The 24,361-nt window shown below is 65.5% G+C and carries 26 protein-coding genes and 1 pseudogene; 5 read left to right on the forward strand and 22 right to left on the reverse strand.

Features of this window, described 5'->3' with window-relative positions; translation table 11 throughout:
- Window positions 1–13 precede the first annotated feature (13 nt).
- The 14 genes from H7F35_RS04045 to flgB all read right to left on the reverse strand — a co-directional run bounded on the left by H7F35_RS04045 (window position 14) and on the right by flgB (window position 13,470).
- Window positions 14–1,582: a methyl-accepting chemotaxis protein gene (locus H7F35_RS04045; protein WP_187111687.1), complete on the reverse strand. Its 1,569-nt coding sequence runs from the start codon at window positions 1,580–1,582 to the stop codon at window positions 14–16.
- Between the two features lie 141 nt (window positions 1,583–1,723).
- Window positions 1,724–3,451, reverse strand: coding sequence for a methyl-accepting chemotaxis protein (locus H7F35_RS04050; RefSeq protein ID WP_187111688.1), 1,728 nt, complete (start codon window positions 3,449–3,451; stop codon window positions 1,724–1,726).
- A 7-nt stretch (window positions 3,452–3,458) separates the two neighbouring features.
- Window positions 3,459–3,743: a hypothetical protein gene (locus H7F35_RS04055; RefSeq protein ID WP_261803519.1), complete on the reverse strand. Its 285-nt coding sequence runs from the start codon at window positions 3,741–3,743 to the stop codon at window positions 3,459–3,461.
- 7 nt (window positions 3,744–3,750) lie between these two features.
- Window positions 3,751–5,310, reverse strand: coding sequence for a methyl-accepting chemotaxis protein (locus H7F35_RS04060; protein ID WP_187111689.1), 1,560 nt, complete (start codon window positions 5,308–5,310; stop codon window positions 3,751–3,753).
- Between the two features lie 171 nt (window positions 5,311–5,481).
- Window positions 5,482–6,006, reverse strand: a complete 525-nt coding sequence (locus tag H7F35_RS04065; RefSeq protein WP_261803520.1) for a chemotaxis protein CheW — start codon at window positions 6,004–6,006, stop codon at window positions 5,482–5,484.
- A gap of 80 nt (window positions 6,007–6,086) precedes the next feature.
- Window positions 6,087–7,091, reverse strand: a complete 1,005-nt coding sequence (flgJ, locus tag H7F35_RS04070) for a flagellar assembly peptidoglycan hydrolase FlgJ (protein ID WP_187111690.1) — start codon at window positions 7,089–7,091, stop codon at window positions 6,087–6,089.
- Between the two features lie 10 nt (window positions 7,092–7,101).
- A complete protein-coding gene (locus H7F35_RS04075; protein WP_261803521.1) occupies window positions 7,102–8,256 on the reverse strand; it encodes a flagellar basal body P-ring protein FlgI in 1,155 nt (384 codons plus the stop codon).
- Window positions 8,257–8,258: 2 nt separating this feature from the next.
- Entirely contained in the window at window positions 8,259–8,966 is a 708-nt protein-coding gene (locus H7F35_RS04080; protein ID WP_187111691.1) for a flagellar basal body L-ring protein FlgH, read from the reverse strand.
- Window positions 8,966–9,748 carry a flagellar basal-body rod protein FlgG gene (flgG, locus tag H7F35_RS04085; protein WP_187111692.1) on the reverse strand — a complete coding sequence of 261 codons (783 nt, stop codon included), beginning with the start codon at window positions 9,746–9,748 and terminating at the stop codon, window positions 8,966–8,968. Before flgG ends, H7F35_RS04080 begins: the two co-directional genes overlap by 1 nt.
- 55 nt (window positions 9,749–9,803) lie before the next feature.
- A complete protein-coding gene (locus H7F35_RS04090) occupies window positions 9,804–10,550 on the reverse strand; it encodes a flagellar basal body rod protein FlgF (RefSeq protein WP_187111693.1) in 747 nt (248 codons plus the stop codon).
- A gap of 40 nt (window positions 10,551–10,590) precedes the next feature.
- Window positions 10,591–11,808 carry a flagellar hook protein FlgE gene (flgE, locus tag H7F35_RS04095; protein ID WP_187111694.1) on the reverse strand — a complete coding sequence of 406 codons (1,218 nt, stop codon included), beginning with the start codon at window positions 11,806–11,808 and terminating at the stop codon, window positions 10,591–10,593.
- A 95-nt stretch (window positions 11,809–11,903) separates the two neighbouring features.
- Entirely contained in the window at window positions 11,904–12,587 is a 684-nt protein-coding gene (locus H7F35_RS04100) for a flagellar hook assembly protein FlgD (protein WP_187111695.1), read from the reverse strand.
- A gap of 29 nt (window positions 12,588–12,616) precedes the next feature.
- Window positions 12,617–13,012: a flagellar basal body rod protein FlgC gene (flgC, locus tag H7F35_RS04105; protein ID WP_410010810.1), complete on the reverse strand. Its 396-nt coding sequence runs from the start codon at window positions 13,010–13,012 to the stop codon at window positions 12,617–12,619.
- A gap of 50 nt (window positions 13,013–13,062) precedes the next feature.
- The gene (flgB, locus tag H7F35_RS04110; RefSeq protein ID WP_187111697.1) at window positions 13,063–13,470 is read right to left on the reverse strand and encodes a flagellar basal body rod protein FlgB; all 408 of its coding nucleotides are present in this window, start codon (window positions 13,468–13,470) and stop codon (window positions 13,063–13,065) included.
- A 219-nt stretch (window positions 13,471–13,689) separates the two neighbouring features.
- Here flgB and flgA point away from each other — a divergent pair, with 219 nt between their 5' ends.
- From flgA to H7F35_RS04135, 5 genes are all read left to right on the forward strand, one after another.
- On the forward strand, window positions 13,690–14,400 hold the full coding sequence (gene flgA / locus H7F35_RS04115; protein WP_187111698.1) for a flagellar basal body P-ring formation chaperone FlgA: 711 nt from the start codon (window positions 13,690–13,692) through the stop codon (window positions 14,398–14,400).
- Between the two features lie 91 nt (window positions 14,401–14,491).
- A complete protein-coding gene (flgM, locus tag H7F35_RS04120) occupies window positions 14,492–14,788 on the forward strand; it encodes a flagellar biosynthesis anti-sigma factor FlgM (protein ID WP_187111699.1) in 297 nt (98 codons plus the stop codon).
- The gene (locus H7F35_RS04125; protein WP_187111700.1) at window positions 14,785–15,240 is read left to right on the forward strand and encodes a flagella synthesis protein FlgN; all 456 of its coding nucleotides are present in this window, start codon (window positions 14,785–14,787) and stop codon (window positions 15,238–15,240) included. The genes flgM and H7F35_RS04125 overlap by 4 nt, the downstream gene beginning before the upstream one ends.
- 53 nt (window positions 15,241–15,293) lie before the next feature.
- Window positions 15,294–15,770, forward strand: a complete 477-nt coding sequence (locus H7F35_RS04130) for a YadA-like family protein (RefSeq protein WP_187111701.1) — start codon at window positions 15,294–15,296, stop codon at window positions 15,768–15,770.
- Between the two features lie 144 nt (window positions 15,771–15,914).
- The gene (locus H7F35_RS04135; protein ID WP_187111702.1) at window positions 15,915–16,778 is read left to right on the forward strand and encodes a response regulator transcription factor; all 864 of its coding nucleotides are present in this window, start codon (window positions 15,915–15,917) and stop codon (window positions 16,776–16,778) included.
- Between the two features lie 236 nt (window positions 16,779–17,014).
- Here H7F35_RS04135 and H7F35_RS04140 read toward each other — a convergent pair whose 3' ends face one another.
- The 8 genes and pseudogenes from H7F35_RS04140 to H7F35_RS04175 form a co-directional block, all read right to left on the reverse strand.
- Complete coding sequence (locus H7F35_RS04140) at window positions 17,015–17,980, reverse strand: branched-chain amino acid ABC transporter permease (RefSeq protein WP_187111703.1); 966 nt, start codon at window positions 17,978–17,980, stop codon at window positions 17,015–17,017.
- Between the two features lie 4 nt (window positions 17,981–17,984).
- Window positions 17,985–18,887 (reverse strand): branched-chain amino acid ABC transporter permease, encoded by a 903-nt coding sequence (locus H7F35_RS04145; protein ID WP_187111704.1) that lies wholly within the window; start codon window positions 18,885–18,887, stop codon window positions 17,985–17,987.
- Window positions 18,888–18,897: 10 nt separating this feature from the next.
- Entirely contained in the window at window positions 18,898–20,091 is a 1,194-nt protein-coding gene (locus H7F35_RS04150; protein ID WP_187111705.1) for an ABC transporter substrate-binding protein, read from the reverse strand.
- A gap of 62 nt (window positions 20,092–20,153) precedes the next feature.
- The gene (locus tag H7F35_RS04155; RefSeq protein ID WP_187114134.1) at window positions 20,154–20,846 is read right to left on the reverse strand and encodes an ABC transporter ATP-binding protein; all 693 of its coding nucleotides are present in this window, start codon (window positions 20,844–20,846) and stop codon (window positions 20,154–20,156) included.
- Window positions 20,847–20,883: 37 nt separating this feature from the next.
- Window positions 20,884–21,642 (reverse strand): ABC transporter ATP-binding protein, encoded by a 759-nt coding sequence (locus H7F35_RS04160; RefSeq protein WP_187111706.1) that lies wholly within the window; start codon window positions 21,640–21,642, stop codon window positions 20,884–20,886.
- A 39-nt stretch (window positions 21,643–21,681) separates the two neighbouring features.
- Entirely contained in the window at window positions 21,682–22,596 is a 915-nt protein-coding gene (locus H7F35_RS04165; RefSeq protein WP_187111707.1) for a dihydrodipicolinate synthase family protein, read from the reverse strand.
- A gap of 388 nt (window positions 22,597–22,984) precedes the next feature.
- Window positions 22,985–23,254 (reverse strand): hypothetical protein, encoded by a 270-nt coding sequence (locus H7F35_RS04170; protein WP_187111708.1) that lies wholly within the window; start codon window positions 23,252–23,254, stop codon window positions 22,985–22,987.
- A gap of 788 nt (window positions 23,255–24,042) precedes the next feature.
- Window positions 24,043–24,305 (reverse strand): annotated as a pseudogene (locus H7F35_RS04175) (glutamate dehydrogenase); the annotation flags it as partial.
- Between the last annotated feature and the right edge of the window lie 56 nt (window positions 24,306–24,361).

The raw sequence follows: 24,361 nt of genomic DNA on the forward strand, positions 1-24,361 counted from the left end.
CCGGTCGCCGCTTTCAGGCCAGCGCCAGTTGGTTGGAGCCGCCGAGGCGGAAGACACCGACGACCTGCGAAAGACTGCCTGCCTGTTCCTGCAACGATTGCGCTGCGGCCGAGGCTTCTTCCACCAGCGCCGCGTTCTGCTGCGTGACCTGGTCCATCTGCGTGATGGCCTGGTTGATCTGTTCGATGCCTGAAGTCTGTTCCTGGCTCGCTGCGGTGATCTCGCCCATGATGTCTGTCACGCGTTTGACGCTGCCCACGATCTCTTCCATCGTGCGGCCAGCTTCTGCGACTTGCTTGCTGCCCTCTGCGACCTTCTCGACTGAGTCGCCGATCAGGGTCTTGATTTCCTTGGCGGCTGCGGCGGAGCGCTGCGCGAGGCTACGCACTTCAGAGGCAACGACAGCAAACCCACGGCCTTGCTCGCCTGCACGTGCAGCTTCAACGGCAGCATTCAGTGCCAGGATGTTGGTCTGGAAGGCAATGCCATCGATCACGCCAATGATGTCGACGATCTTCTTGGACGATGCGTTGATCGAACCCATCGTGTCGACCACCTGCGACACAACGCTTCCGCCCTTCACCGCGACCTCAGAGGCCGACACAGCCAACTGGTTCGCCTGCCGCGCGTTGTCGGCGTTCTGCTTCACGGTAGAAGTCAGCTCTTCCATCGAAGCAGCCGTCTGCTCCAGCGAACTGGCTTGCTGTTCCGTACGCGAAGACAGGTCCTGATTGCCAGAAGCGATCTGGCTGGATGCCGTCGCAATGGTGTCGGTGCCCATGCGAACCTCGCCCACCACCTTGGCCAGGCTGGCGTTCATGTCCTTCAGCGCCTGCATCAACTGCCCCGATTCATCGCGGCTTTCCACGCGGATGTTCGCGCTCAGGTCACCCGCGGCCACCGTCTCGGCCACTTCCAGTGCGTGGCCCAGCGGGCGAACGATGCCCAGGGTCAGGCGCCATGCGAACAGCGCGCCCACCACGAGGGCAATGGCGGACAGCACGATCAGCGTGGTGCGGCCTTCCGTATGGTCCACCGCGATGCCCTTGGCTGCGGCATCGATCTGTTCGCGCTGGTGATTGGCCAGTGCCTCGACGGCGTTGGCATAGACGGCCAGCGCCGCCGTGAACTTGGTGTCGACCATCACGTTGGCCTCGTCCAGCTTCTTCTCGTCCTTGAGCTTGTTGAGGATGCCCACCGTTTCGAGCACCACGGCGCGCGCAGCCGCCACGGCGGCGTAGAGCGCTTTTTCTTCCGGCGTGGCGAGCATCGCCTCGAGCTTCTTCTGTGCGGGCGTGATGCGCGCCGAGCCTGCCGCCTGGATCTTGGCGAAGTAGGCGGCGATCTCGGGGTCGGTGGTCTTGACCATCGCGAAATTGGCCACCGTGTTCGATCGCAGCAGGCTGAGCCACTCGGTCGCCAGGCGCTCCTTGACCAGCGCGCCTTCCACCATTTCGTCGGTGGCATTGCCCACCTTGGTCAGGCGCAGCACGCCGGTGCCTGCAATGAAAGCCATCAGCAACAGCATCACCGCGAAGCCCAGCCCCAGGCGCGTGCCGATTTTCAGATCCTTCAAACTCATCGCTCTCTTCCTTCAATAACGGGGACGGTGTCCGCGGCGCGCAGCGGGGCCACCGGCATGAAATGGATTCATGACGGGCCGCCGAGACAACACCGTCTCCCTGTTATCGGCATCAGATCACCAGACTTGAGACCTTTCTTCTCAAAATTCGGTCCAATCGCCCTTGGCGTCGTTGGCCATGGCGAGTTGGGGGGCCGTGCCGGTGCCGGGCTCGCGGCGGGAGGGCAGCGCCTTGGCAGGCGACTTGGGCGCTGGCTTGGCCGGCTTGGGGATCGGTGTGATGCGGGTGAAGCCGGGGCGGGCCGTGGTTGCTGCTGCATTGGCGTCGAGCTTGAAGACGCTCACGGCCTGCACGAGGCTGCCGGCTTGCTCTTGCAGCGATTGCGCTGCGGCCGAGGCTTCTTCGACCAATGCGGCGTTCTGTTGTGTAACCTGGTCCATCTGCGTGATGGCCTGGTTGATCTGTTCAATGCCGGAGGTCTGCTCCTGGCTTGCTGCGGTGATCTCGCCCATGATGTCGGTCACGCGCTTGACGCTGCCCACGATCTCTTCCATCGTGCGGCCAGCTTCCGCGACTTGCTTGCTGCCTTCTTCGACCTTCTCCACCGAGTCGCCGATCAGGGTCTTGATTTCCTTGGCTGCTGCGGCCGAGCGTTGCGCGAGGCTGCGAACTTCAGAGGCAACGACCGCAAAGCCACGGCCTTGCTCACCTGCGCGCGCGGCTTCAACAGCCGCGTTCAGCGCCAGGATATTGGTCTGGAAAGCAATGCCATCGATGACGCCAATGATGTCCACGATCTTCTTGGACGACGCATTGATCGAGCCCATGGTGTCGACCACTTGCGACACAACGCTTCCGCCCTTCACTGCCACCTCAGAGGCCGAGACAGCCAACTGGTTCGCTTGACGCGCGTTGTCCGCGTTCTGCTTGACAGTGCTGGTCAGCTCTTCCATCGAAGCAGCCGTCTGCTCCAGCGAACTCGCCTGCTCTTCAGTCCGCGAAGACAGATCCTGGTTCCCCGAAGCAATCTGCCCCGAAGCCGTCGCAATCGTGTCCGTGCCCGTGCGCACTTCGCGCACGATCTTCACCAGGCTCTCGTTCATCGCCTTGAGCGCGGACATCAGCCGGCCGGTCTCGTCCTTCGACCGCACCTCGATGCGCGAACTGATGTCGCCCGCCGCCACCTTCTCCGCGACCTGCACCGCCGCGCCAATCGGCCGCGTGATCGAACGCGTGATGAACCACGCGATCGCTGCGCCCGCGAGCATCGCGAAGCCGCCCAGCACGAGCATCAGGTTGCGCGCCCATGCGTATCCCGCGTTGGCTTGCGCATTGGCCTGGTTCGACAGCTCGGTTTCGTGGGCGATCATTTCATTGAGCACATCCACCAGCGCCTGCACAGCCGGCTGGAACTTGGTGACGAACAGTTGCGTCGCCTCCTCGTTCTTGTTCTGCAATCCGAGTTCGGTCAACTGGGCGTTCAGCGGCAAGAGCACCGCCACCCTTTCCTCGACCCTGGCCAGCAGCGCCTTGCCATCCTTGGTGACCAGCATCTTGACGAGCATCTCGCGGCCCGCGGCGAAGCGGTCCCGCGCAGCGGCGATCTTCTTGACCTCCTCGCGCATGGCGGCGTCTTCTGTCAGCAGGATCAGGTTGCTGTCGAAGATCGCAATGTCGCGGATCGCATCCACCATCGCGTTGACCGAAGACACCTTGACGTTATTGCTGGTCACGATGCCGTTGAGCCGCGCCTGAATGTCGGCCATCGAGTTCAGGCCGAGGCCGACCACGGCCGCCAGCAGCAGGAGCACGGCTGCAAAGCCCATGCCGAGACGGGTGCCGATCTTGAGGTTGAGAAGGGAGTTCATGGCGCTTTCAGGAATCTTTGGCGTTGACATGTTGAAAGACCCGGTCCAGCCGCTGCGCGACCTTCACCGCGTCGTCGGAGGACCGGCTGATCGAACGCGTGACGAACCACGCGATGGCGATGCCGCCAAGCAATGCGGCACCGGCCAGGAACAGCACCACCTGGCGTGCCCAGGCGCAGCCCGCACCGGCATGGAAGCCCAGGCCGAGCGCCGCCGCCAGCAGCAGAAGCAAGGCAACGAAGCCCATGGCCAGGCGAAGCGCAATCTTCGGATTGAGACGGGAGCGCAACACGGGTGCTTCAGGCCGCCAGGGCTTCGTCGGCATCGAGCTTGAAGGTGCTGACGGCCTGCACGAGGCTGTCGGCCTGCTCCTGCAACGATTGCGCCGCGGCGGACGCCTCTTCGACCAAGGCCGCGTTCTGTTGCGTGGCCTGGTCCATCTGCGTGATGGCCTGGTTGATCTGCTCGATGCCGGAGGTCTGTTCCTGGCTCGCTGCGGTGATCTCGCCCATGATGTCCGTCACGCGTTTGACGCTGCCCACGATCTCTTCCATCGTGCGGCCAGCTTCTGCGACTTGCTTGCTGCCCTCTGCGACCTTCTCTACCGAGTCGCCGATCAGCGTCTTGATTTCCTTGGCGGCGGCTGCCGAGCGTTGCGCCAGGCTGCGCACTTCGGATGCCACCACCGCAAAGCCCTTGCCCTGCTCACCCGCGCGCGCCGCTTCCACGGCCGCATTCAACGCAAGGATGTTGGTCTGAAAGGCGATGCCGTCGATCACGCCGATGATGTCCACGATCTTTCTCGACGAGTCATTGATCGAGCCCATGGTGCCCACCACCTGCGACACCACGCTGCCGCCCTTCACCGCCACGGCCGATGCCGACACGGCCAACTGGTTGGCCTGCCGCGCGTTGTCCGCGTTCTGCTTGACGGTGCTGGTGAGTTCTTCCATCGAAGCAGCCGTCTGCTCCAGCGAGCTGGCCTGCTGCTCGGTGCGCGACGACAGGTCCTGATTACCCGCCGCGATTTGCCGCGATGCCACCGCGATCGAGTCGGTGGAGGCCTTGATGCGGGTCACGAGGTCGGTGAGCGTGTCTTCCATCTCGCCCATGCCGCGCAGCAGCCGGCCGAAGTCGCCGCCGCGTTCGGTCTCGAACTCCTGGCTCAGGTCGCCAGCGGCCACCGTCTCGGCGATCAACAGCGCCTCGGCAATCGGCTGCGTGATGCTTTGCGTCAGCAGCCACGCGAGCACCGAGCCCAGCGCGACGGAGAACACAGCCAGCGCGATCAGGTACACACGGCCCGAACGGTACTGCGCGTCGATGGCGGCTGCCGTCTTGTCGATGTCCTGCTGCTGGTGAGCCACCATGGCGCGGATGCTCGCGTCGTAGCCGTCGAGCGCCGGCAGCAGCCGGGTGTCGGTGAGCTTCGCGGCCTCGTCCAGATGGCCGTCGGCCTTGAGCTTGAGGATCTGGTTGCGCAGCTCGACATAGTCGCCGCGCTTTTTCTTGATGCCGGCGCTCAGCGCCAGTTCGGCCGGCGAACTCAGCATGTCTTCGAGCTTCTTCTGCGTCTCGGAGATCACGGCGCTGGTGCTGGCGATGTTCTTCTGCAGGTAGGCCTGCACCTCGGCGTCGTTGCTCTTGAGCAATGAGAAGGTGCGTACGCTGTTGGTGCTGGTGCCCAGTTGCCAGGCCGAAGCCAGGCGCTCCTTCACCAGCGAGCGCTGGGCCATCTCCTGCGTGGCCTCGCCCACGCCCTGCAGGCGCAGCACGCCGACGCCCGCCGTGGCCACCAGCAGCGCCAGCACCAGCGCAAAGCCGGCACCCAGGCGCATTCCTATCGTCCAATTCTTCATCTGCGTGTCTCCTCTCTAACCTCTGCCGTTGTTGTGTCGCTTCGAGGGCTCACAAGGTGTGAAGAAACCGTAGCGAGCGCGCCGAGCTTGCACGAGGACCGGAGCCGTACTCTGTACGGTGAGGACCGCAGGTGCGAGATCGGGGCGCGCAGTAGGTTTATTCGCACCTTGTCAGGCGGCGATCTTTTCGATGAGCCCCATCTCGTCGCTGGACATCAGCCGGTCGATGTCCACCAGGATCAGCATCCGCTCGTCCAGCGTGCCCAGACCGATCAGGTAGTCCGTGTCCAGCACCGAACCCATCTCGGGTGCCGGCTTGATCTGCTCGGCCGTCAGCGTGATCACGTCCGACACGCTGTCCACCACCATCCCCACCACGCGGCCACCGATGTTCAGCACGATCACCACCGTGAACTGGTCATAGGTCGGATCGCCCAGCGCGAACTTGATGCGCATGTCGATGATCGGCACGATGATCCCGCGCAGGTTCACCACGCCCTTGATGTACTCCGGCGCGTTCGCGATGCGCGTCACCGCGTCGTAGCCGCGCAGCTCCTGCACCTTCTGGATGTCGATGCCGTATTCCTCTTCGCCCAGCTTGAAGGTCACAACCTCCAGCTTGGGGCCGTTGGCGGCGCTGCCTTGCGATGCGTGCTGCTGCACTTGCTGTCTCTGGATGCCTGCAATCTCTGCCATGGTGTTCCTTTGCGTGGTGTGTCCCGCCGCGCGCATGCGTACGAATGAACCTGCGAATGAAAGGCCGGGCCGCGGGCAGCTCAGCCGAACTTCTGCATGATGCGAACCAGCTTCTCGCCGTACCGTGGATCGGTGGCGTAGCCCGCGCGCTGCAGGCCGTGCGCGGCCTCGGTCGGGTCGCTGGTTGCCAGCACGTTCGCGTAGCGCGGGTTGCGGGTGATGAAGCGTGCGTAGTCGGTGAAGGCTTCGTCGTACGAGGCGTAGGCCCTGAACTTGGCGCGCACCTTCTGTGGCTCGCCGTCGACGTACTCGGTGGTGGTGGTCTCGACCGTGGGGCCCTTCCAGCTTCGGTCGGCCTTGATGCCGAACAGGTTGAAGCTCTGCGTGCCGTCGTCGGCGCGAATCTCGCGCTTGCCCCAGCCGGATTCGAGCGCAGCCTGCGCCAGGATCAGCGGCGCGGGCACGCCGCTCGCGGCACTGGCCACTTGCGCCGAGGCGCCCATGCGGCCCACGAACTCATCGACCTGCCCCTGCAGCGATGCATTCGCGGCCGGTGCACGGCGGTCGTTGCTGTTGATCTGGTAGACACCCAGGTCGGCGGCGGTCGACACGCGGGCGCTGGGCGCCGAGCCGATGGGAATGCCCGCATTCGGCGCAAACGGCAGGCCGCCGCGCGGCTCCAGCGACATCGGTTTGATGCCGATCTGGGCGTCGGCCTCGGCATCGGGCGGGCCCGACGGCATGGTGCGGCGCAGTTGCGCGAGCATCGCCTCGGCCAACCCCACGCCGCGCCCCGAAAGGTTCTGCGTGAGCTGCTGGTCGAACATCGACAGGTAGACCTTCTGGTCCTGGCTGTCGAGCATGCCGCTCGAAGGCGTGGCCTCGCGCATGCTCTTGAGCACCATGTTCATGAACAGGGCCTCGAACTGGCGCGAGACCTGCTGCAGGCCCTCTTCGGGCGAGCTGCGCACGGTGCGCCGCAGGGCATCGACGCCCTGCACGTCGAGCGCAAAACGCTGGTCGAGCGCGCCGCTGCGGCTGGCCGCGTCGGCGCCGGTCCACGCGCTGTTGGGAGAGATGGTCATGGATGCGGCCTCAGATGATCTCCAGCTCGGCGCTCAGCGCACCGGCCGACTTCATGGCCTGCAGGATCGACACCAGGTCTTGCGGATTCGCACCCAGGCTGTTCAGGCCCTTGACCACATCGGAGAGCGACGCACCGCCGCGCACCATCTGGATGGCGCCGCCGCCCTGATTGACCGAGATCTGCGAGGTCTGCGCCACCACCGTGCTGCCGCCCGAAAGCGCGCCCGGCTGGCTGATCACCGGCTCGGTGTTGATGACCACCGACAGGTTGCCGTGCGCAATGGCGCAATCTTTCACGCGCACTGCCTGGTTCATGACGACCGAGCCCGTGCGCGCATTGACCACGACGCGCGCGCCGGCCTGCGTCGGCGTGACTTCGAGGTCTTGCAGTTGCGCGAGAAAGCCCACGCGCCGCTGCGGCTCGGGGGCCTGCACGCGGATCACGCGGGCGTCCATGGCCTCGGCCGTGCCGGGGCCGAACTGCCGGTTGATCGCATCCATCGCGCGCTGCGCGGTGCCGAAGTCGGAACGGTTCAGTTCGATCGTGAAGGTGCCTTCGCCCCCCACCGGCGCCTCGACCGTGCGCTCGACCAGCGCCCCGGCGGGAATGCGCCCCGAGCTGAGCTGGTTGATCTGCACCTTGCTGCCATTGGCGGCGGCGCCCGCGCCGCCCACCACCATGTTGCCCTGCGCCACCGCGTAGGTCGCGCCATCGACGCCCTTCAGCGGCGTCATCAGCAGCGTGCCGCCGCGCAGGCTCTTGGCATTGCCCATGGACGACACCGTCACGTCGATGTTCTGCCCCGGCCGCGCGAACGAAGGCAGCGTGGCCGTCACCATGACGGCCGCCACGTTCTTCAACTGCATGTTCACGCCCTGCGGAATCGTGATTCCCAGTTGCTGCAGCATGTTGTTCAGGCTCTGCGTGGTGAACGGCGTCTGCATGGTCTGGTCGCCCGTGCCGTCCAGCCCGACCATCAGCCCGTAGCCGATGAGCGGGTTGTCGCGCACGCCCTGGATGTTCGCCAGCTCCTTGAGCCGCTCTGCATGCACGGGCACGCAAAACACGAGCGCGCAAAGCGCAGCGATGCGCAAGCGGGCCGAAAAATTCTTGAGATGCAGCGGAACCGGCTTTGCCGGGCGCGAAGCCTGGGGGTAAGTCATATTCAGAATGGCATCACGTTCAAGAAGATGCGCTGCATCCATCCCATGGTCTGCGCCTCGTCGATGTAGCCCTTGGCCGAGTACTCGATGCGCGCATCGGCCACCAGCGTGGAAGGCACGGTGTTGTTGCCCGACACGGTGCGCGGGTTCACCACGCCCGAGAAGCGGATGTACTCCGTGCCCTGGTTGATGCCCATCTGCTTTTCGCCGCTCACCAGCAGGTTGCCGTTGCTCATCACGTCCGTCACCGTGACCGTGATCACGCCGTTGAAGGTGTTGTTGGCATTGGCGCCGCCCTTGGCGTTGAGCGTGTTGGTGCCCGACAGCTTGGTGTCCTGCCCGTCGAGCAGGCCGCCGATCAACTTCGGAATGCCGGCGAACACGCCAGTGGTGCCACCGCTGCGGCTCGCATTGGCACCGGAATTCTTGGTCGCGTTGACCTTCTCGCTGATGAGAATCGTGAGGATGTCGCCCACGTTGCGCGGACGGCGGTCCTCGAACAGCGCGTTGGCGCCGGGTCCGTCCTGGAAGATCGCGCCCGGCGCGCGGCGCGACTGCACGGCGGCATAGGCATCGGCGCGCGCAGTCATCGGCTGGTGCACCAGCGGTTCGCGCGGCACCTGCGCGCAGCCCGCGGCCAGCACAGTGGCAAGCACCAGCAGCAGCGCCCGCAGGAAGACGCCACGACGAAGAAAGCGCGCACCCTGCATCACAGCTGGGCCAGGCGCTGCAGCATCTGGTCGGAGGTCTGCACGGCCTTGCTGTTGATTTCGTACGAGCGCTGGGTGGCGATCATGTTCACCAGCTCTTCCACCACATTGACGTTCGATGCTTCCACGTAGCCCTGGCTCAGCACGCCGGCACCGTCGACGCCGGGGTTCACCTGGTTGGGTGCGCCCGATGCATCGGTCTCGGCATACAGGTTCTCGCCCTTGCTTTCCAGGCCGGTCGGGTTGACGAAGGTCGCCAGTTGAAGCTGGCCGATCTGCACGGTGTTCGTGCTGCCGGCCTGCACCACCGACACGATGCCGTCGCGGCCCACCGTGATGCTGGAAGCGTTGGCGGGAATGGTGATGGCCGGCTGCACCGGGAAGCCGCTGGCGGTCACGAGCTGGCCGTCGCGGTCTTTCTGGAACGAGCCGTCGCGCGTGTACGAGGTGGTGCCGTCGGGCATCAGCACCTGGAAGAAACCGCTGCCGCTGATGGCCACGTCGGTCGGCTTGTCGGTCTTGGTGAGGTTGCCCTGCGAGTGGATGCGCTCGGTAGCGACCACGTGCACGCCGGTGCCGACCTGCAGGCCCGAAGGCAGGCGGGTCTGGTCGGAGCTTTGGCCGCCGACCTGGCGCAGGTTCTGATAGACCAGGTCTTCGAACACGGCGCGGCTGCGCTTGAAGCCCGTGGTGCCGACGTTGGCCAGGTTGTTGGACACGACGTCGAGCTGGGTCTGCTGGGCGTCCAGGCCGGTCTTGGCGATGTAGAGGGAGCGAATCATTTCTTGAGGAGTCCTGCGGGTGTGTTGCGGCGTGTGTGGCCGGGTGGGCTGCGGATCAGCCGTACGACAGCAGCTTGTTGGCCGACTGCGCGTTGGTGTCGGCGGTCTGCAGCGACTTCATCTGCATCTCGAAGCTGCGCGCGTTGGCGATCATGGCCACCATGGCCTCGACCGGATTGACGTTGCTGCCCTCGACCACGCCGGTGACCAGCGTGACGGCCTCGTCGGCCTCGGCGGGCGGCTGGCCTTCGCGCATGCGGAACAGTCCGTCGTCGCCGCGCACCAGATCAGCGGTGGGCGGGTTGACCAGCTTCAGGCGGCCGACTTCGGCAATGCCGGTGAGCGTGCCCGAGGCGGCGTCGCGCGATGCGACCAGGCCGTTGGAGGCAATGACCACGGTGGAGCCCGGCGGCACGGTCAGCGCGCCGTTGTCGCCCACCACCTGGCGTCCGCCCATGGTCGTGAGCTGGCCGTCGGCGCCGATCTGCAGGTTGCCCACGCGGGTGTAGGCCTCGCCGCCGTCGGGGGTCTGCACCACCAGCCAGCCAGCGCCGCTCACAGCAACGTCGAGCGAGCGGCCGGTCTCGGTGAGCGGGCCGTGGGTGAAGTCGGCGCCGGGCGTGGTGGCGGCCACGAAGGCGCGGGTCTGCGCTTCTGCGCCCACCACAGGCACCGCGCGGAAGTTGGCAATCTGCGCGCGGAAGCCCGGCGTCGAGACGTTCGCCATGTTGTTGGCGACCGAGGCCTGCTGTTCCATGGCCTGCTTGGCGCCGCTCATGGCGACATACAACATTCGATCCACTGGGTGCTCCTGATTTTTTCAGTCGTGCGGGGTGGCCGCGTCAGCGGATGTTCATCAGCGTCTGCATGACCTGGTCCTGCGTCTTCACGGTCTGCGCATTGGCCTGGTAGTTGCGCTGCGCGACGATCAGGTTGACCAGTTCGGAGGTCAGGTCGACGTTGGACGACTCCAGCGCGCCGGAAGCCAGCGAGCCCATCTTGGTGCCCTCGCCCGGCGTGCCGGTGAGCGCGTTGCCCGAGGCCAGCGTCTCGGCCCACACGTTGTTGCCCTTGGGCTCCAGGCCGTTGGGGTTGGCGAAGGACGACAGCACGATCTGCCCCATCAGCTTGGTCTGTTCGTTGGAGAACTTGCCGGTGATGGTGCCGTCGGGGTTGATCGAGAACGAGGTCAGCTCGCCGGACTTGTAGCCGTCCTGGCTCAGCTTGGTCATGCCGTTGGTGGCGCCGAACTGGGTGGTTCCCGTCAGGTCGACCTTGGCGCTCAGCGGCGCGGAGCCGTTGGCGAAGTTGATGGGGCCGATGTTCAGCGAGCCGCCCGCCGGTGCGGTCATCACGCCCTTGGTGTCGAAGGTCATGCCGGTGAGCAGGGGCGCGCCGGCGGCGAGCGGCGCGCCGTCGGAAGTGCCGTACACGTTCCAGGTGTTGGCCGCGGTCTTCACGAAGTAGACGGCCACGTCGTGCGGATTGCCCAGCGAGTCGTAGACCGGGCCGATGGCGTTCGAGTAGTTGAAGGTGGCGGAGTCGCCGGCCGCGAAAGGCGTCTTGGCGGGCACCGTGCTGCGCGCGTCGAGGTTGAACACGGCGTTGACGTTGCCGGTCGGGTTGGGCGTCATGGATGCGCTTTGCACCTGGATCGGCGACGGCGTGCCGCCGTTGATGCCGCCGCTGGCGTTGACGCCGTAACCCGTCAGGCGCAGGCCCGAGGCGTTGACGATGTAGCCGTCCTTGTCGCGCGTGAACTGGCCGTTGCGCGAGTACATGACCTCACCGCTGGGGCTGCTCAGACGAAAGAAGCCGTCGCCGTTCAGGATGGCCACGTCCAGGGGGCGGCTGCTCGATTGCGTCACACCCTGCGTGAAGTTCTGCGTCACGCCCGACACCGAGGCGCCCAGGCCGACGCGCGAGCCGGCGTACACGTCCTGGAAGGTCGCGGCGGCGGACTTGAAGCCCACCGTGCCGGAGTTGGCAATGTTGTTGCCGATGACGTCGAGGTTTGCCGCGGCCACGCCGAGACCGCTGATGCCCTGGGAAAAACTCATGATGGATCCTTACTTCAATGCGTTCGATGCGATGGAAAAAAGACCTGCCGCGCGACGGCTGCAAAAGCCGCTTGCGCGCAGGACGTTTCGGAGATTCAGAGGAACAGGCGCACGTCGGCCAGGCCGATGCTGGCGCCCGAGGCCAGCTCGAGCGTGACGCCACCGGTGCCCTGCTTGACGGCGGCCACTTGCGAGAAAGTCAGCGCGGTGGCCTTCACAGCCACGCCGCCGTTGTTGGCGTCGACCGTGAAGCGGTAGGCGCCCACGGGCACCACGGCGCCGGCGTCGTCCTTGCCGTCCCAGGTGACGGCGTTGACGCCTTCCTTCATGGCGCCGGCGTCGATGGTGCGCACCACCTTGCCGGTGGCATCGACGATCTTGATCTCGACGTCCGCGGCCGTGCCCGGCAGTTGCACTGCAAAGGCCTGGGTGGCCGTTTCCTTGCCCTCTTCGGGCTTCTTCGTGGTGAGCACGTCGCCCGGCGACAGCACGTTGTAGCCAATCAGCGAGGCGGCCTGCAGCACCTGGTTGGAACCGGTCTGGTTCACCAGGCCGGCCAGCGTGGTGTTGAGCTTCTCGATGCCGCTCACCGTGCTCATCTGCGCAAGCTGCGAGGTGAGTTCGGCGTTCTGCATCGGGTTGAGCGGGTCCTGGTTGTTGAGCTGCGTGACCAGCAGCTTGAGAAAGCGCTGCTCGCTGTCCGCGTTCGCGACGTTGTTGCTGTTCGTCGCGGTGGAAGCGTTCTGCCCGCTGATGGAAGAGGTGTCTGAGATGGCCATGGCGTGTCCGGGTTTTTCTGAAGATGGATTTACTGGCCGAGCGTCAGCGTCTTGACCATCAGCGTCTTGGCGGTGTTGAGCACTTCCACGTTGGCCTGGTAGCTGCGCGAGGCCGAGATCATGTTGGTCATTTCCTCGACCACGTTGACGTTGGGCATCGACACATAGCCCTGGGCATTGGCATGCGGGCTCTTGGGGTCGAACACCAGCCTGGCGGGCGACGGGTCGTCGATGACCCCGGCCACCCTGACGCCACCGATGTCCTGGTTGCCGGAGGAGGCCACCTCGAACACCACCTGCTTGGCGCGGTAGGGCATGCCGTCGGGGCCGGCCACGCTCTCGGCGTTGGCCAGGTTGCTGGCGGTGACGTTCATGCGCTGCGATTGCGCGGTCATGGCGGAGCCCGCCACGTTGAAGATGTTCATGGAATTGCTGGCGATGGGCATGCGTGGTGCTCCGTGCTGTCTGTGGCGGTTTACTGCTGAACCGCCGACAGCAACGACTTGATCTTGGCGTTGATGATGGTGAGGTTGGACTCGTAGCGCAGCGCGTTGTCGGCGAAGGCCACGCGCTCGACATCCATCTCGACGGTGTTGCCGTCGATGCTGGACTGGTGGGGCGTGCGGTACAGCAGGTCCTTGTCGGACGCGGCCTGCGCCTGGCCGGCCAGGTGGCGCGACGAGGTGGTGGCCAGCGACACCGACTGCGACGAACGGCCGCGCTCGACGGCTTCGTTCAGCCGGCTGCTGAAGTCGAAGTCGCGCGCCTTGTAGTTGGGCGTGTCGGCATGGGCGATATTGGCCGCGAGCACCTCCTGGCGTTCTGCCCGGAGGTTGAGGGCTTCGCGGTTGAAGCGAAGCGCCGCATCCAGCTTGTCGATCATCTGTTTTCCATCTCTTGAGTCGTCGCCAATGCGCGGGGCGCGGCAACCGATGGAAAGCGAGTCTATGCATGCGGCGCGTTTGCAATCGCCCGAACAAAGGGGGTTTTCGCCTGCTGCTCGCGACTTCGCCTGGGGCCCGAATTTCTAGAATTGCACGGCGCCGGACTGTGTGTTCCTGGTCTGGCGCACCGCATTTTTCGCACGCCCTCCTCTCGCCAGATGAACCACTTTCTGCCCCGCACCCGCCTGCCGCGCATCGTGTCGATGACACTGATGGCGGCCATGGGTTCGGCCTGCGTTTTCGCGGCCGCACCGGCACCTGATGCCGCCACGGTGGCCATCGAGAAGTACCTGCAGATGCAAAGCGCCGGCCTGCCGGGCAAGGTCACGATCAGCCTGGAAGGGCGCGGCACCGCCACGCTGCCCGAATGCGAAGCGCCCGAGGTTTTTCTGCCGCCGGGCGTCACGCCGTGGGGCCGGATCTCGGTGGGCGTGCGCTGCCAGACGGAGCGACCCTGGACGCGTTTCGTGCAGGCCCGTGTGTCCGTCGAAGGCAGCTACTTCGTTGCCACGCGCGCGATCGACACCGGCCGGCCGCTGGGCGCGGGCGATGTCACCGAACGCACCGGCGACCTGTCGCGGCTGCCGCGCTCGGTGATCACCAGCGCCGCCGAGTTGGTCGGCGTAGTGAGCGCCAACCGCATCGCGCCCGGCGCGCCGATCCGCAAGGAGCTGGTGCGCGGCGTCACCGTCATCCAGCAGGGGCAGGCCGTGAAGGTAGTGGCCCAGGGGCAGGGTTTCGTCGTCAGCACCGAGGGCAAGGCCATGACCGGCGCGAAGGTCGGCGCCATCGTGCAGGCCAAGACCCTGGACGGGCGGCTGATCAGCGGTGTGGCCGACGAAGAAGGACAGATCCAGCTGACGCAATAGGCCATCGCCGCCCGCCGCAAGCTTCGTGCACGCAATGCCTAAAGTTCTTGCCCAAGCTGCCGATATACGGGTCAGCCCCTGAGGAATCACCTTGAAAATCGATCCACCCGCCCCTTCGCCGACGCCCCTCCATCGAACGCCCGCAACCGGCGTGGCTGCGCCCGCGACCGGCACCGAAGCCGTCGAGCGCCCGAAAGAGGCGGCGCAGGCCTCCGCGCACGTTCATTCGATGCCTGCCGCCGTGGGCGGCAGCGATTTCAACGCAGCGCGCGTGGCGGCGATCCGCGAGGACATTCGCGCCGGCCGCTACGAGATCCGCCCCGAGCGCATCGCCGACGGCCTGCTGGCCAGCGTGCGCGACCTGCTCGATCCGAAGGGCAGGGAATGAACACATTGCTGGCCCACCTGCGCACAGAGGCGTCCTGCATCGAGGAATTTCTCGGCGTGCTGGGCCGGGAAGCCGAGGCGATGTCGGGCGGCGTCTTCACCGATCTGGCTGCCATTGCCGGCCAGAAGACCCAACTGCTGGACCGCATGGCCGAACTCGACCAGCAGCGCGAAGCCCTGCAGGCAGCGTTGGGCTTCGAGCCCGGCCGTGCCGGCGCGGATGCCGCGGCGGCCGCCGGCGGCGCGCCCATGCAGGAGGCATGGGCCGCATTGCTGGCGTTCGCCGTGGAGGCACGCAGCCACAACATGCGCAACGGCTCGATGGTCTATGCGCATCTCGATTTCACGCAGCAGGCGCTGCACTTCCTTCAAGCCAGCGCCCAGCTTTTCTACGGGCCCGACGGCGTTCGCAAGACGCAGGCGGGCGCCGGCACCCGGCTTGCCGCGGGCTGATTGCCCCGCGTCACGCTGCCAGCGGGTTCACCGCATTTCTTCAGTCAACGGACATGGTCACTCCACACAGCGAAAGCGCGACAGGCGACGGCAAGGGCAGGCAGCCCGCGTCGTGCGCGCGCCTCGCGTGGGCTGGCGTGCTGGTTGTTCTTTCGCTCGCCGCTGTGACCGTGCATGCCAGCGCCAGCGCCTTCGAGCTGGCACCGGGCGTGCTGCCCGGCGATGCGGTCAACCTCGGCCAATTGAACCAGGTGCGTGCCGAGGGCCGCGAGGTGGCCCGCATCGCCTACTCCGGCACGGCCATGGCCGTGGCGCTGTCGGGCGCCTACGCGCCGACGCTCTACCCCGGAGAAAAGTCCATCGGCCTGGCCATGGGCACCTACAGGAGTTACGCCTCGGCCAGCCTCGGCTTCAAGGCCCTGTCCGACGACGGCCGGATGGCCTGGGGCATGGCCGTCGCCACCTCCGGCAGCGACTGGGGCCTGAATGCCGGCATCGGCTGGAAGCTGCCGCGCGCCGGCGATCACTGACCCATTGCCTGCCGTGCCTTCGTTTCACTCGGCGCCCCGCCGCGCCTCCTTCCACCACAACCGCATGGATGCCATCGATATGAAGAATCCTCTTCCGAAGCCAATGCCCCTGAACGACGTGGCCATGCCGGGCGGGTCGCAGTCATGACGGCCTCCCAGGGTTCGCGCCAGATCGCGCTGGTGGGTTGCGACGAAGCCCAGCAGGCCACCTGGGGCAACAGGCTGCGCCTGATGGGCTGCGAGCCGGCCTCGTTCGACACCAGCGCCGACTTTCTGCTGGCCGTGACCGGCGGCAGCCAGTTCGGCCTGCTCCTGATCATGCTGAAGGACGAAGGCGCATGGCCGATCCTGACGGCCATGTGCAAGGCGCTGCGCATTCCGATCTGCCTGGTGGCAAGCGCCTCGCAACGGGAACTGCTGATCGAGGTGCTTTCGGCGGCAGGCAATGATTCGCCGGGCGCGAACATCGACTTTGCGGTGCTGCCCATCGACGACTTCGAGCTGGAACTGCGCGTGCGCGAATCGCTGCGGCGCAACGAGACGCTGCTGCATCCCCAGTCGGTGAGTGCGTTCTTCGGCGACTACCAGTTCCTGGGCAGCCGGCGCGTGGTGATCCACAAGGGCACGGAGATCCGCCTGAAGCCCCGCGAATTCGAACTGGCGTTGTTGCTGTTCCGCAATGCCGGACGGCTGCTGGAACGCGACTGGCTGCTGGCCTCGCTGTGGGTGGACGCCAGGATCGAAAGAAAGAGCCGCGTGCTCGACTGCTGCGTGGCCAACATCCGTCGCAAGCTCTCGCTGCACAAGGAGAGCGGGTTCGACCTGCATTCGGTGTACGGGCGGGGCTACGAGTTGCGCCATCTGCCGACCACATCATTGGGCGACGACGATGCGCACGCGCACCACCGCGACGACATGAACGGCCACCCTGGCATGAATGCCTCCGGCTTCCCGGACACGTCGAACGAGCCGGTGTGGATCGGTGAGACGGCGCGCGCCCGGGCCTGAGCCACGAGGCGATCTTCTTCAGATGCGGGGGCTGCGGCCCCGTGCCCGCAGCCCCCGTGACAGGGGAAATTTGTGACGACCTCCGGCCTCGAGGAACCACTCTTGTGAGCGGGTGCCGAAGCGACCTCTACCAACGCCTGAAGACCGTCCGCTCGAGTATCGCCACGCAACCTTAAGCCGGGCTGAAGGGAGCCAACACTGGCGCGGGTTGAAGGCGGCGGGGCCGCCGGACGGCGTCACCGCTTCTGCGATTTCTCTTTCCGGCGCTCCAGCAATGCCTGCCACTCTCCCACCAGCCCGCGCCGGAAGAACGACACGCACAGGATGAAGGTCATGCCGATCACGATCGTGACCACGCCGCCGAGCGCCGCCAGGTGGTTCTGCAGGCTGACCACCAGCGTCGCGCCGACCACCGGGCCCCAGCTCGTGCCCAGGCCGCCGAGCAGCGTCATCAGCAGCACCTCCGTCGATGTGCTGAGCATCACGTCGTTGAGCGCCGACAGTTGCAGCACCAGTGCCTTGAGCGAACCTGCAAGCCCCGCCAGCCCGGCGGACAGCATGAACGCATAGAGCTTGCAGCGGTCGGTGGCGTAGCCCAGCGACACGGCACGCGGCTCGTTGTCGCGCAGCGCCTTCAGCGCCTGCCCGAACGGCGAATGCACGATGCGGTGGGTGGCGAGAAAACCGGCCACGAACACGGCCAGCGTGAAGTAGTACATGTGGTTGTCGTCCGACAGGTCCACCAGCCCCAGCAGGTGCCCGCGCGGAATGCCCTGCATGCCGTCTTCTCCGCCGGTCCACGGAATCTGCACCGCGAGAAAGTAGGCCACCTGCGACAGCGCGAGCGTGATCATCGCGAAGTAGATGCCGGTGCGGCGAATCGCCAGCGTGCCGATCAGCCACCCGATGGCGACGGCGACGGCCACGCCGGCCAGGATGGCCAGCTCGACTGGAAAGCCGCTGGCCGAGAACCGGATCATCAGAATGCCCGTGGTGTAGCCGGCCCAGCCGAAGAAGGCGGCGTGCCCGAAGGACACGAGGCCGGTGAAGCCGATCAGCAGGTTGAAGGCCAGCGCAAAGAGCGCATAGCAAAGCACCTTCATCACGAAGACCGGGTACGCAATTTCCGGAAAGGCCGGCACCAGCAGCGCGGGAACCAGCAGCACTAGCAGGATGCGGATGGGCATCGGAATCGACTTCATGTTCTTATTTCTCCTTGCCGAACAGGCCAGCGGGACGGGTCAGCAGGACGATGGCCATGATCACGAAGACCACCACGGTCGAGGCCTCGGGATAGAACACCTTGGTCAGGCCTTCGAGAATGCCCAGCGCGAGCCCGCTGACCACGGCGCCCGCGATGGAGCCGAGGCCGCCGATCACGACCACCGCGAAGACGATGTTGAGCAGGTTGGCTCCCATCAGTGGATTGACCTGCATGATGGGCGTGGCCATGACGCCGGCCAGCCCCGCCAGCCCCACGCCGAAGCCGTAGGTGAGCGTGATCATCAGCGGGATGTTCACGCCGAACGCCTGCAGCAGCTTCGGATTCTCGGTGCCCGCGCGCAGCAGCGCGCCGAGCTTGGTCTTCTCGAAGAGGTACCAGGTCACCAGGCAGATCAGGATCGCCGCGACGACCACGAAGGCCCGGTACACCGGCAGGAACATGAAGCCCAGGTCGACACCGCCCTGCAGCAACGGCGGCGGGTCGTAGCTCACGCCGGAGATGCCGTAGAAATGCCGGAACAAGCCTTCGAGCACCAGCGCCACGCCGAAGGTCAGCAGCAGCCCATAGAGATGGTCCAGGTGGTACAGGCGCTTGAGCAGCGTCTTCTCCAGCAGCACGCCCAGCCCGCCGACGATGACGGGCGCCAGCACCAGCGCCGCCCAGAAGTTGATCTGGAACGTGGGGCCGAGCAGCAGCGGCAGCTGCGTGAACCCGATCCACGCCAGGAACGCCGCCACCATGAACTGCGCGCCATGCGCGAAGTTGATGATGTTGAGCAGCCCGAAGATGATGGCCAGGCCCATGCTCAGCATGGCGTAGAAGCAGCCGTTGATCAGGCCGACCAGCAGCTGGGCCGCCAGCGCCTGCATCGAGATATCGAACATGGTGCGGGCGTTACTTGCCGTTCTGGCAGGCGGGGTTCAGCGGCGGATACACGTCCGCGCCCTTCAGCACCGACTTGACCTTGTAGTAGTCCCACGGTGCCTTCGACTCGGCGGGCGACTTGACCTGCAGCAGCAGCATGTCGTGCACCAGCGCGCCGTCCTCGCGCAGCTTGCCGTTGCGGATCACCGCATCGTCGATGGTCATCTTGCGCAGTTGCGCCATGACGGCCTTGGCCTCGTCGGTGCCCGCGGCCTGGACGGCCTTCAGGTAGTTGAGCGTGGCCGAATAGACGCCGGCCTGTGCGGCGGTCGGCATGCGTTTCTGCTTGTCGAAGAACTTCTTCGACCATGCGCGCGAGCGGTCGTCGAAGTCCCAGTAGAAGGCTTCGCTGAGGTACATGCCCTGCGCCTTTTCAAGGCCGATGCTGTGCACGTCCGAGATGTAGGTGAGCAGCGGCGCCACCACCTGCTTGCGCGTGATGCCGTACTCGTTGGCCTGCTTGATGGCGTTGACCGTGTCGTTGCCCGCGTTGGCGAGCGCGATCACGTCGGCCTTGGAGGCCTGCGCCTTCAGCAGGAACGAAGAGAAGTCGTTGCCCGGGAACGGATGGCGCGAGCTGCCGACCACCGTGCCGCCCTCGGCCTTGATGACCTCGGTGGCGTCCTTTTCGAGCGAGTGGCCGAAGGTGTAGTCGGCGGTGATGAAGTACCAGCTCTTCTTGCCGTCCTTGACCAGCGCGCGCGCCGTGCCGGCCGCCAGCGCGTAGGTGTTGGTGGTCCACTGCGCCGTGAGGGGCGTGCACTTCTCGCCGAGGATCGCGGTGGCCAGCCCGGAGGAAGGCATGACGATGCGGTTCTTCTGCTTGGCGATCTCCATCACGGCCAGCGCGGTGGATGCGGTGGGAAAGTCCGTGACCATGTCGACCTTGCCCTGGTCGAACCAGCCGCGCGCCAGGTTGGCCGCCACGTCGGGCTTGTTCTGGTGGTCGGCAAAGACCAGCTCGACCGGCTTGCCCAGCACCTTGCCGCCCATCTCTTCGATGGCCAGGCGCGCCGCCGTGACCGAGCCCTGGCCCGCAAGATCCGAGTAGATGCCCGACAGGTCGTTGAGCACGCCGATCTTGACGACGTCGTCGCTCACCTGCGCGTGGGCCGTGAGGGCCGCGCCGGTCATCAGGCACACGGAAAGTTTCTTGAAATGCATGAAAGGCTCCAGGGTTTGAAGATGGGAAGACAAGGTGTTGGAAAGACGGCAATGCGTCGGGCTCAGATGCCGAGCAATTCGTTGAGGCGGTCCTGCTTGGCCTCGACTTCGTTGCGCTCGATCACCTCGACCACCTGGCCGTGCTCGATGACGTAGTGGCGGTCCGCCAGGTGCTTGGCGAAGCGGAAGTTCTGCTCGACCAGCACCATCGTGAAGCCGCGCGCCTTGAGCTCGCGGATCACCTGGCCGAGCTTCTGCACGATCACCGGTGCCAGCCCCTCGGTGATTTCGTCGAGCAACAGCAGGTTCGCGCCGGTGCGCAGAATGCGGGCCATGGCAAGCATCTGCTGCTCGCCGCCCGAAAGGCGCGTGCCCGGGCTGGAGGCGCGCTCCTTGAGGTTCGGGAACATGCCGTAGATCTGCTCGAGCGACATGCCGGCGTCGCCGACCTTGGGCAACAGCAGCAGGTTCTCTTCGGCCGTGAGCGATGCGTAGATGCCCCGCTCTTCCGGACAGTAGCCCAGGCCCAGCCGGGCGATGCGATGCGGCGGCATGCCGATGGTCTCGGTGCCCGCCACCTGGATGGAACCGGTGCGCTTGCCGACCAACCCGAGGATGGCGCGCAGCGTGGACGTGCGGCCCGCGCCGTTGCGCCCCAGCAGCGTGATGCATTCACCGGCCTTGACGTCGAGGTCGATGCCTTGCAGCACGTGCGACTCGCCGTACCAGGCGTTGAGGTTTCGGATGGTCAGCATGGCCGCGGCCGGCCTTCCCTGCGCGTTGGCCTTGGCGTCATTCATGCTCTTCGGTTCCCATGTAGGCTTCGCGCACGGCCGCATCGACCGAGACGACGGGGTACGGACCTTCGGCGAGCACCTCGCCACGCTGCAGCACGGTGATCGTGTCGCTGATGTCCGCGACGACCTTCATGTTGTGTTCGACCATCAGCACCGTGCGATCGGCCGAGACCTTCTTGATCAGGTCCTTGATGCGGTCGACGTCTTCATGGCCCATGCCCTGCGTGGGCTCGTCGAGCAGCAGGAGCTCGGGGTCCAGTGCCAGCGTGGTGGCGATTTCGAGCGTGCGCTTGCGGCCGTACGGAAGATCGCGGGCCAGCGATGCCGCGAAGCGCGGCAGGCCGACCTGCTCCAGCAGCGCCATCGCAGGGGCATCGAGCTTGCGCATCGCGGACACCGACTGCCAGAAGCGGTAGTCGACACCGAGCTTGCGCTGCAGCGCGATCTTCACGTTCTCCAGCACGGAGAGTTCGGGAAACACAGCCGAGATCTGGAACGAGCGGACGACGCCGCGCCGTGCGATCTGCGCCGGTTTCTCATGCGTGATGTCCGCACCGTTGAACAGGATGTGTCCGCTGGTGGGGATGTGAAACTTGGTCAGCAGATTGAAGACCGTGGTCTTGCCGGCGCCGTTCGGCCCGATCAGCGCATGAATCGATCCGCGCCGCACGCGCAGGTCGACGTTGCGCACAGCGAGGAAGCCGCGGAACTCCTTGGAGAGCCCCTTGGTTTCAAGAATGATGTCCGTGTCCATGCGATGGGTTCCGCGCGAGCAGCTCGGTGTGTCGGCGCTTCAGGCGACCGACTGGTACTGGGCAGGACGCGTAGCCAGCGCCTTCTTGACCACCGCTTCGATGAAGGCGCGTTCCTCGCCGATCAGCGGCAGGCGCGGGCGGCGCATGTGCTCGGAGCCCACGCCCACCAGCAGGTCGATGAGCTTGAGGTTCTGCACCAGCTTGGTCGATACGTCCAGGTGCAGCATCGGCGTCATCCACTGGTAGAGCTTGAGCGCCTCTGCAAACTTGCCGGCCTTCATCAGGTCGTACAGCGCCACGGTCTCGCGCGGGAAGGCACAACCGACGCCGGCCAGCAGGCCATCGCAGCCCAGCGCCAGGCCTTCGTAGGCCAGGTCGTCCACGCCCAGGAACAGTTGGTAGCGGTCGCCCACGGTATTGCGCAGGTCGGTGATGCGGCGGATGTTGTCCGTGCTCTCCTTGATCGCCGCGATCCATTCGCAGTCGGCCAGCTCGACCATGTGCTCGGGCTTGAGGTCGACACGGTAGGCCACCGGGTTGTTGTAGACCATGATGGGTTTTTGCGCGGCATTGGCGATGGTGCGCACGTTGAGCATGGCTTCGCGCGCATCGGCCACATAGATCACCGAGGGCATCATCATGAAGCCGGCCACGCCGAGCTTGTTGGCGCCGTCCACGTAGCGCAGCGCCTCGCGCGTGCTGGTTTCCGACACGTTGGCCAGCACCGGGATGCGGCCGTCGGCGGCTTCGAGCGCAATCTTGGCGACCTGCAGCTTTTCTTCCAGCGTCAGCGTGCTGGCTTCGCCCAGCGAGCCGCAGGTGACCAGGCCGTGGATGCCATTGCGGATCTGGAAGTCGATGTGGCGGGCGGTGCCCTCGGCATCGATGCTCTCGTCGGCGTGGAACTTGGTGGTGATGGCGGGAAAGATGCCTTGCCAGCGGGGATTGCTCACGTTGAATGCTCCTGATACGGATGAAGGTCGGTTGTGAGGAAGCTGATTCCCTCGAATTACTAATATATTAGAAAGATATCTAAAATATTTTCTCGGTGTATTTAGCAGGTTGCGTGCCAACCGATTTCTGTTTATGAGACGGCTGGAACGGGCTGTCGGAGGGAGAAGTGCCCCGGGGTGGAGCGGGACGGGCACCGTGCTGATGCGCCGAAAGGTCCGTGCCGCAGATGGACCCGGAAGGGCGCGCGCAATGCGTGCGCTGCGACGGGAGGGGCGACAGAGCATCCAGCTGCAGACTGCTCGCTGGATCGCGCTGCAGGCCCCTGCGGCCCGTCGGAAAACTTCTTGCGACTCGACCGCGGGCCGCCAACAGACTCGCGCTCGCTGGCTACTTTGCCGGGTTGACGCTCATGATGAGCCCGGCTGCCGTGCTGGCCAGGCCCGAAAAGGTTCGATTGCCCACCGTTCGCGTAACGCGCTCCATCGGCGTCTTGTCGAGCCCGCCCACGGCCTCGGCCATCACGACGGTGATTGCGTCCGCGATCTCCCGCGTGTTCGCACCTTTCGTCACGGCTCGCGCACTCGCAACCACCACCGTGTAGGCAAAGTCGATGTTTGCGCCACGCCCGATTTCGACGGCAAAGTGCAGGCTCAGCATCTTGCCGGTCTGCTTGCTGACGGCGCCGATGATGGAACACCTGGGGTATGGACCATACCGAGTACCCCGCCGAAATGCTGGAGTTTGCGCTAGCCCGCTTGGTGGGCGACCAGACGGTGCGCGCCTATGCCCGCAGCGACATGGTGGAAAAGCGCCGCCGCTAACCAAGCCAACGTTCGTCGTCCAGGACCACCGTGGCGATATCGGCCTGCATCGGCTACCCCGCATGTGGCACGGCAGCAATGCCGCCGCGGTTTCCAGCGCCCTTTTGCATGGAGCCCCCGACGATGACACGATGCTGTGCCTGCTGTCGCAAACCTTTCGCGCCACGCCCGCAAACTCCCGACCAGGCCTACTGCGCCTCGACCGACTGCCAGCGCGCCCGCAAGCGCCAGTGGCAGCGGACAAAGCGCCAGTCCGATTCCGACTACCGGATCAACCAACGCGCCGCCCAGCAGGCGTGGTCGCAGCGCAATTCCGACTACTGGCGCAACCACCGCGAGTCGCTCGGCCCGAGTACGTGCAGCGCAACCGCGAGCAACAACGGTCGCGGGATCAGGGCCGAAATGACGATCTTGCAAAGATGGATGTATGCGACCTGCCCCATGGCGTGTCCGCGCAAGATGGACATGTCAAGAGAGGACTTGATCGACGCCCAGCCGATCCAACCGTAATTTCGCCTCCAAGCGGGTTCTCAAACATCCTGCATGGCAACGATTCCAACCGTGTGCGCGGCTGGCCGAGGGCGCGACCATGCCTCCAACGATGGAGGCCGTGAAAGTGCTCGAAGGCCATGGCGTGCTGTATGCGCCCGGCAAGCCGCGGTTGACCTGCACTTCGCCCTGGTCGTCGACCCAGGACACGCGAAACATGATCACGCGCTCGGGCTCCACGAGGCGTTCCAGCAGGCTGTGGCCGGTGTACTTGGGGTGTTGCTCGATGTACGGCCAGAGGCTTTCCATCACTTCGGTCACGGCCTGCAGGTACTCGGACTGTCCGGGGTTGCGTTGTGCGACATGTGCCAGGAAACCCCGACGGATGCGTGCTTCATTCCAATCCTTCCCTCTTCAAATTGACGCATAACCTTATGCGAATCTTGCATTTCGC

The sequence above is a fragment of the Variovorax sp. PAMC26660 genome, assembly GCF_014302995.1.
Classification (GTDB): domain Bacteria; phylum Pseudomonadota; class Gammaproteobacteria; order Burkholderiales; family Burkholderiaceae_C; genus Variovorax.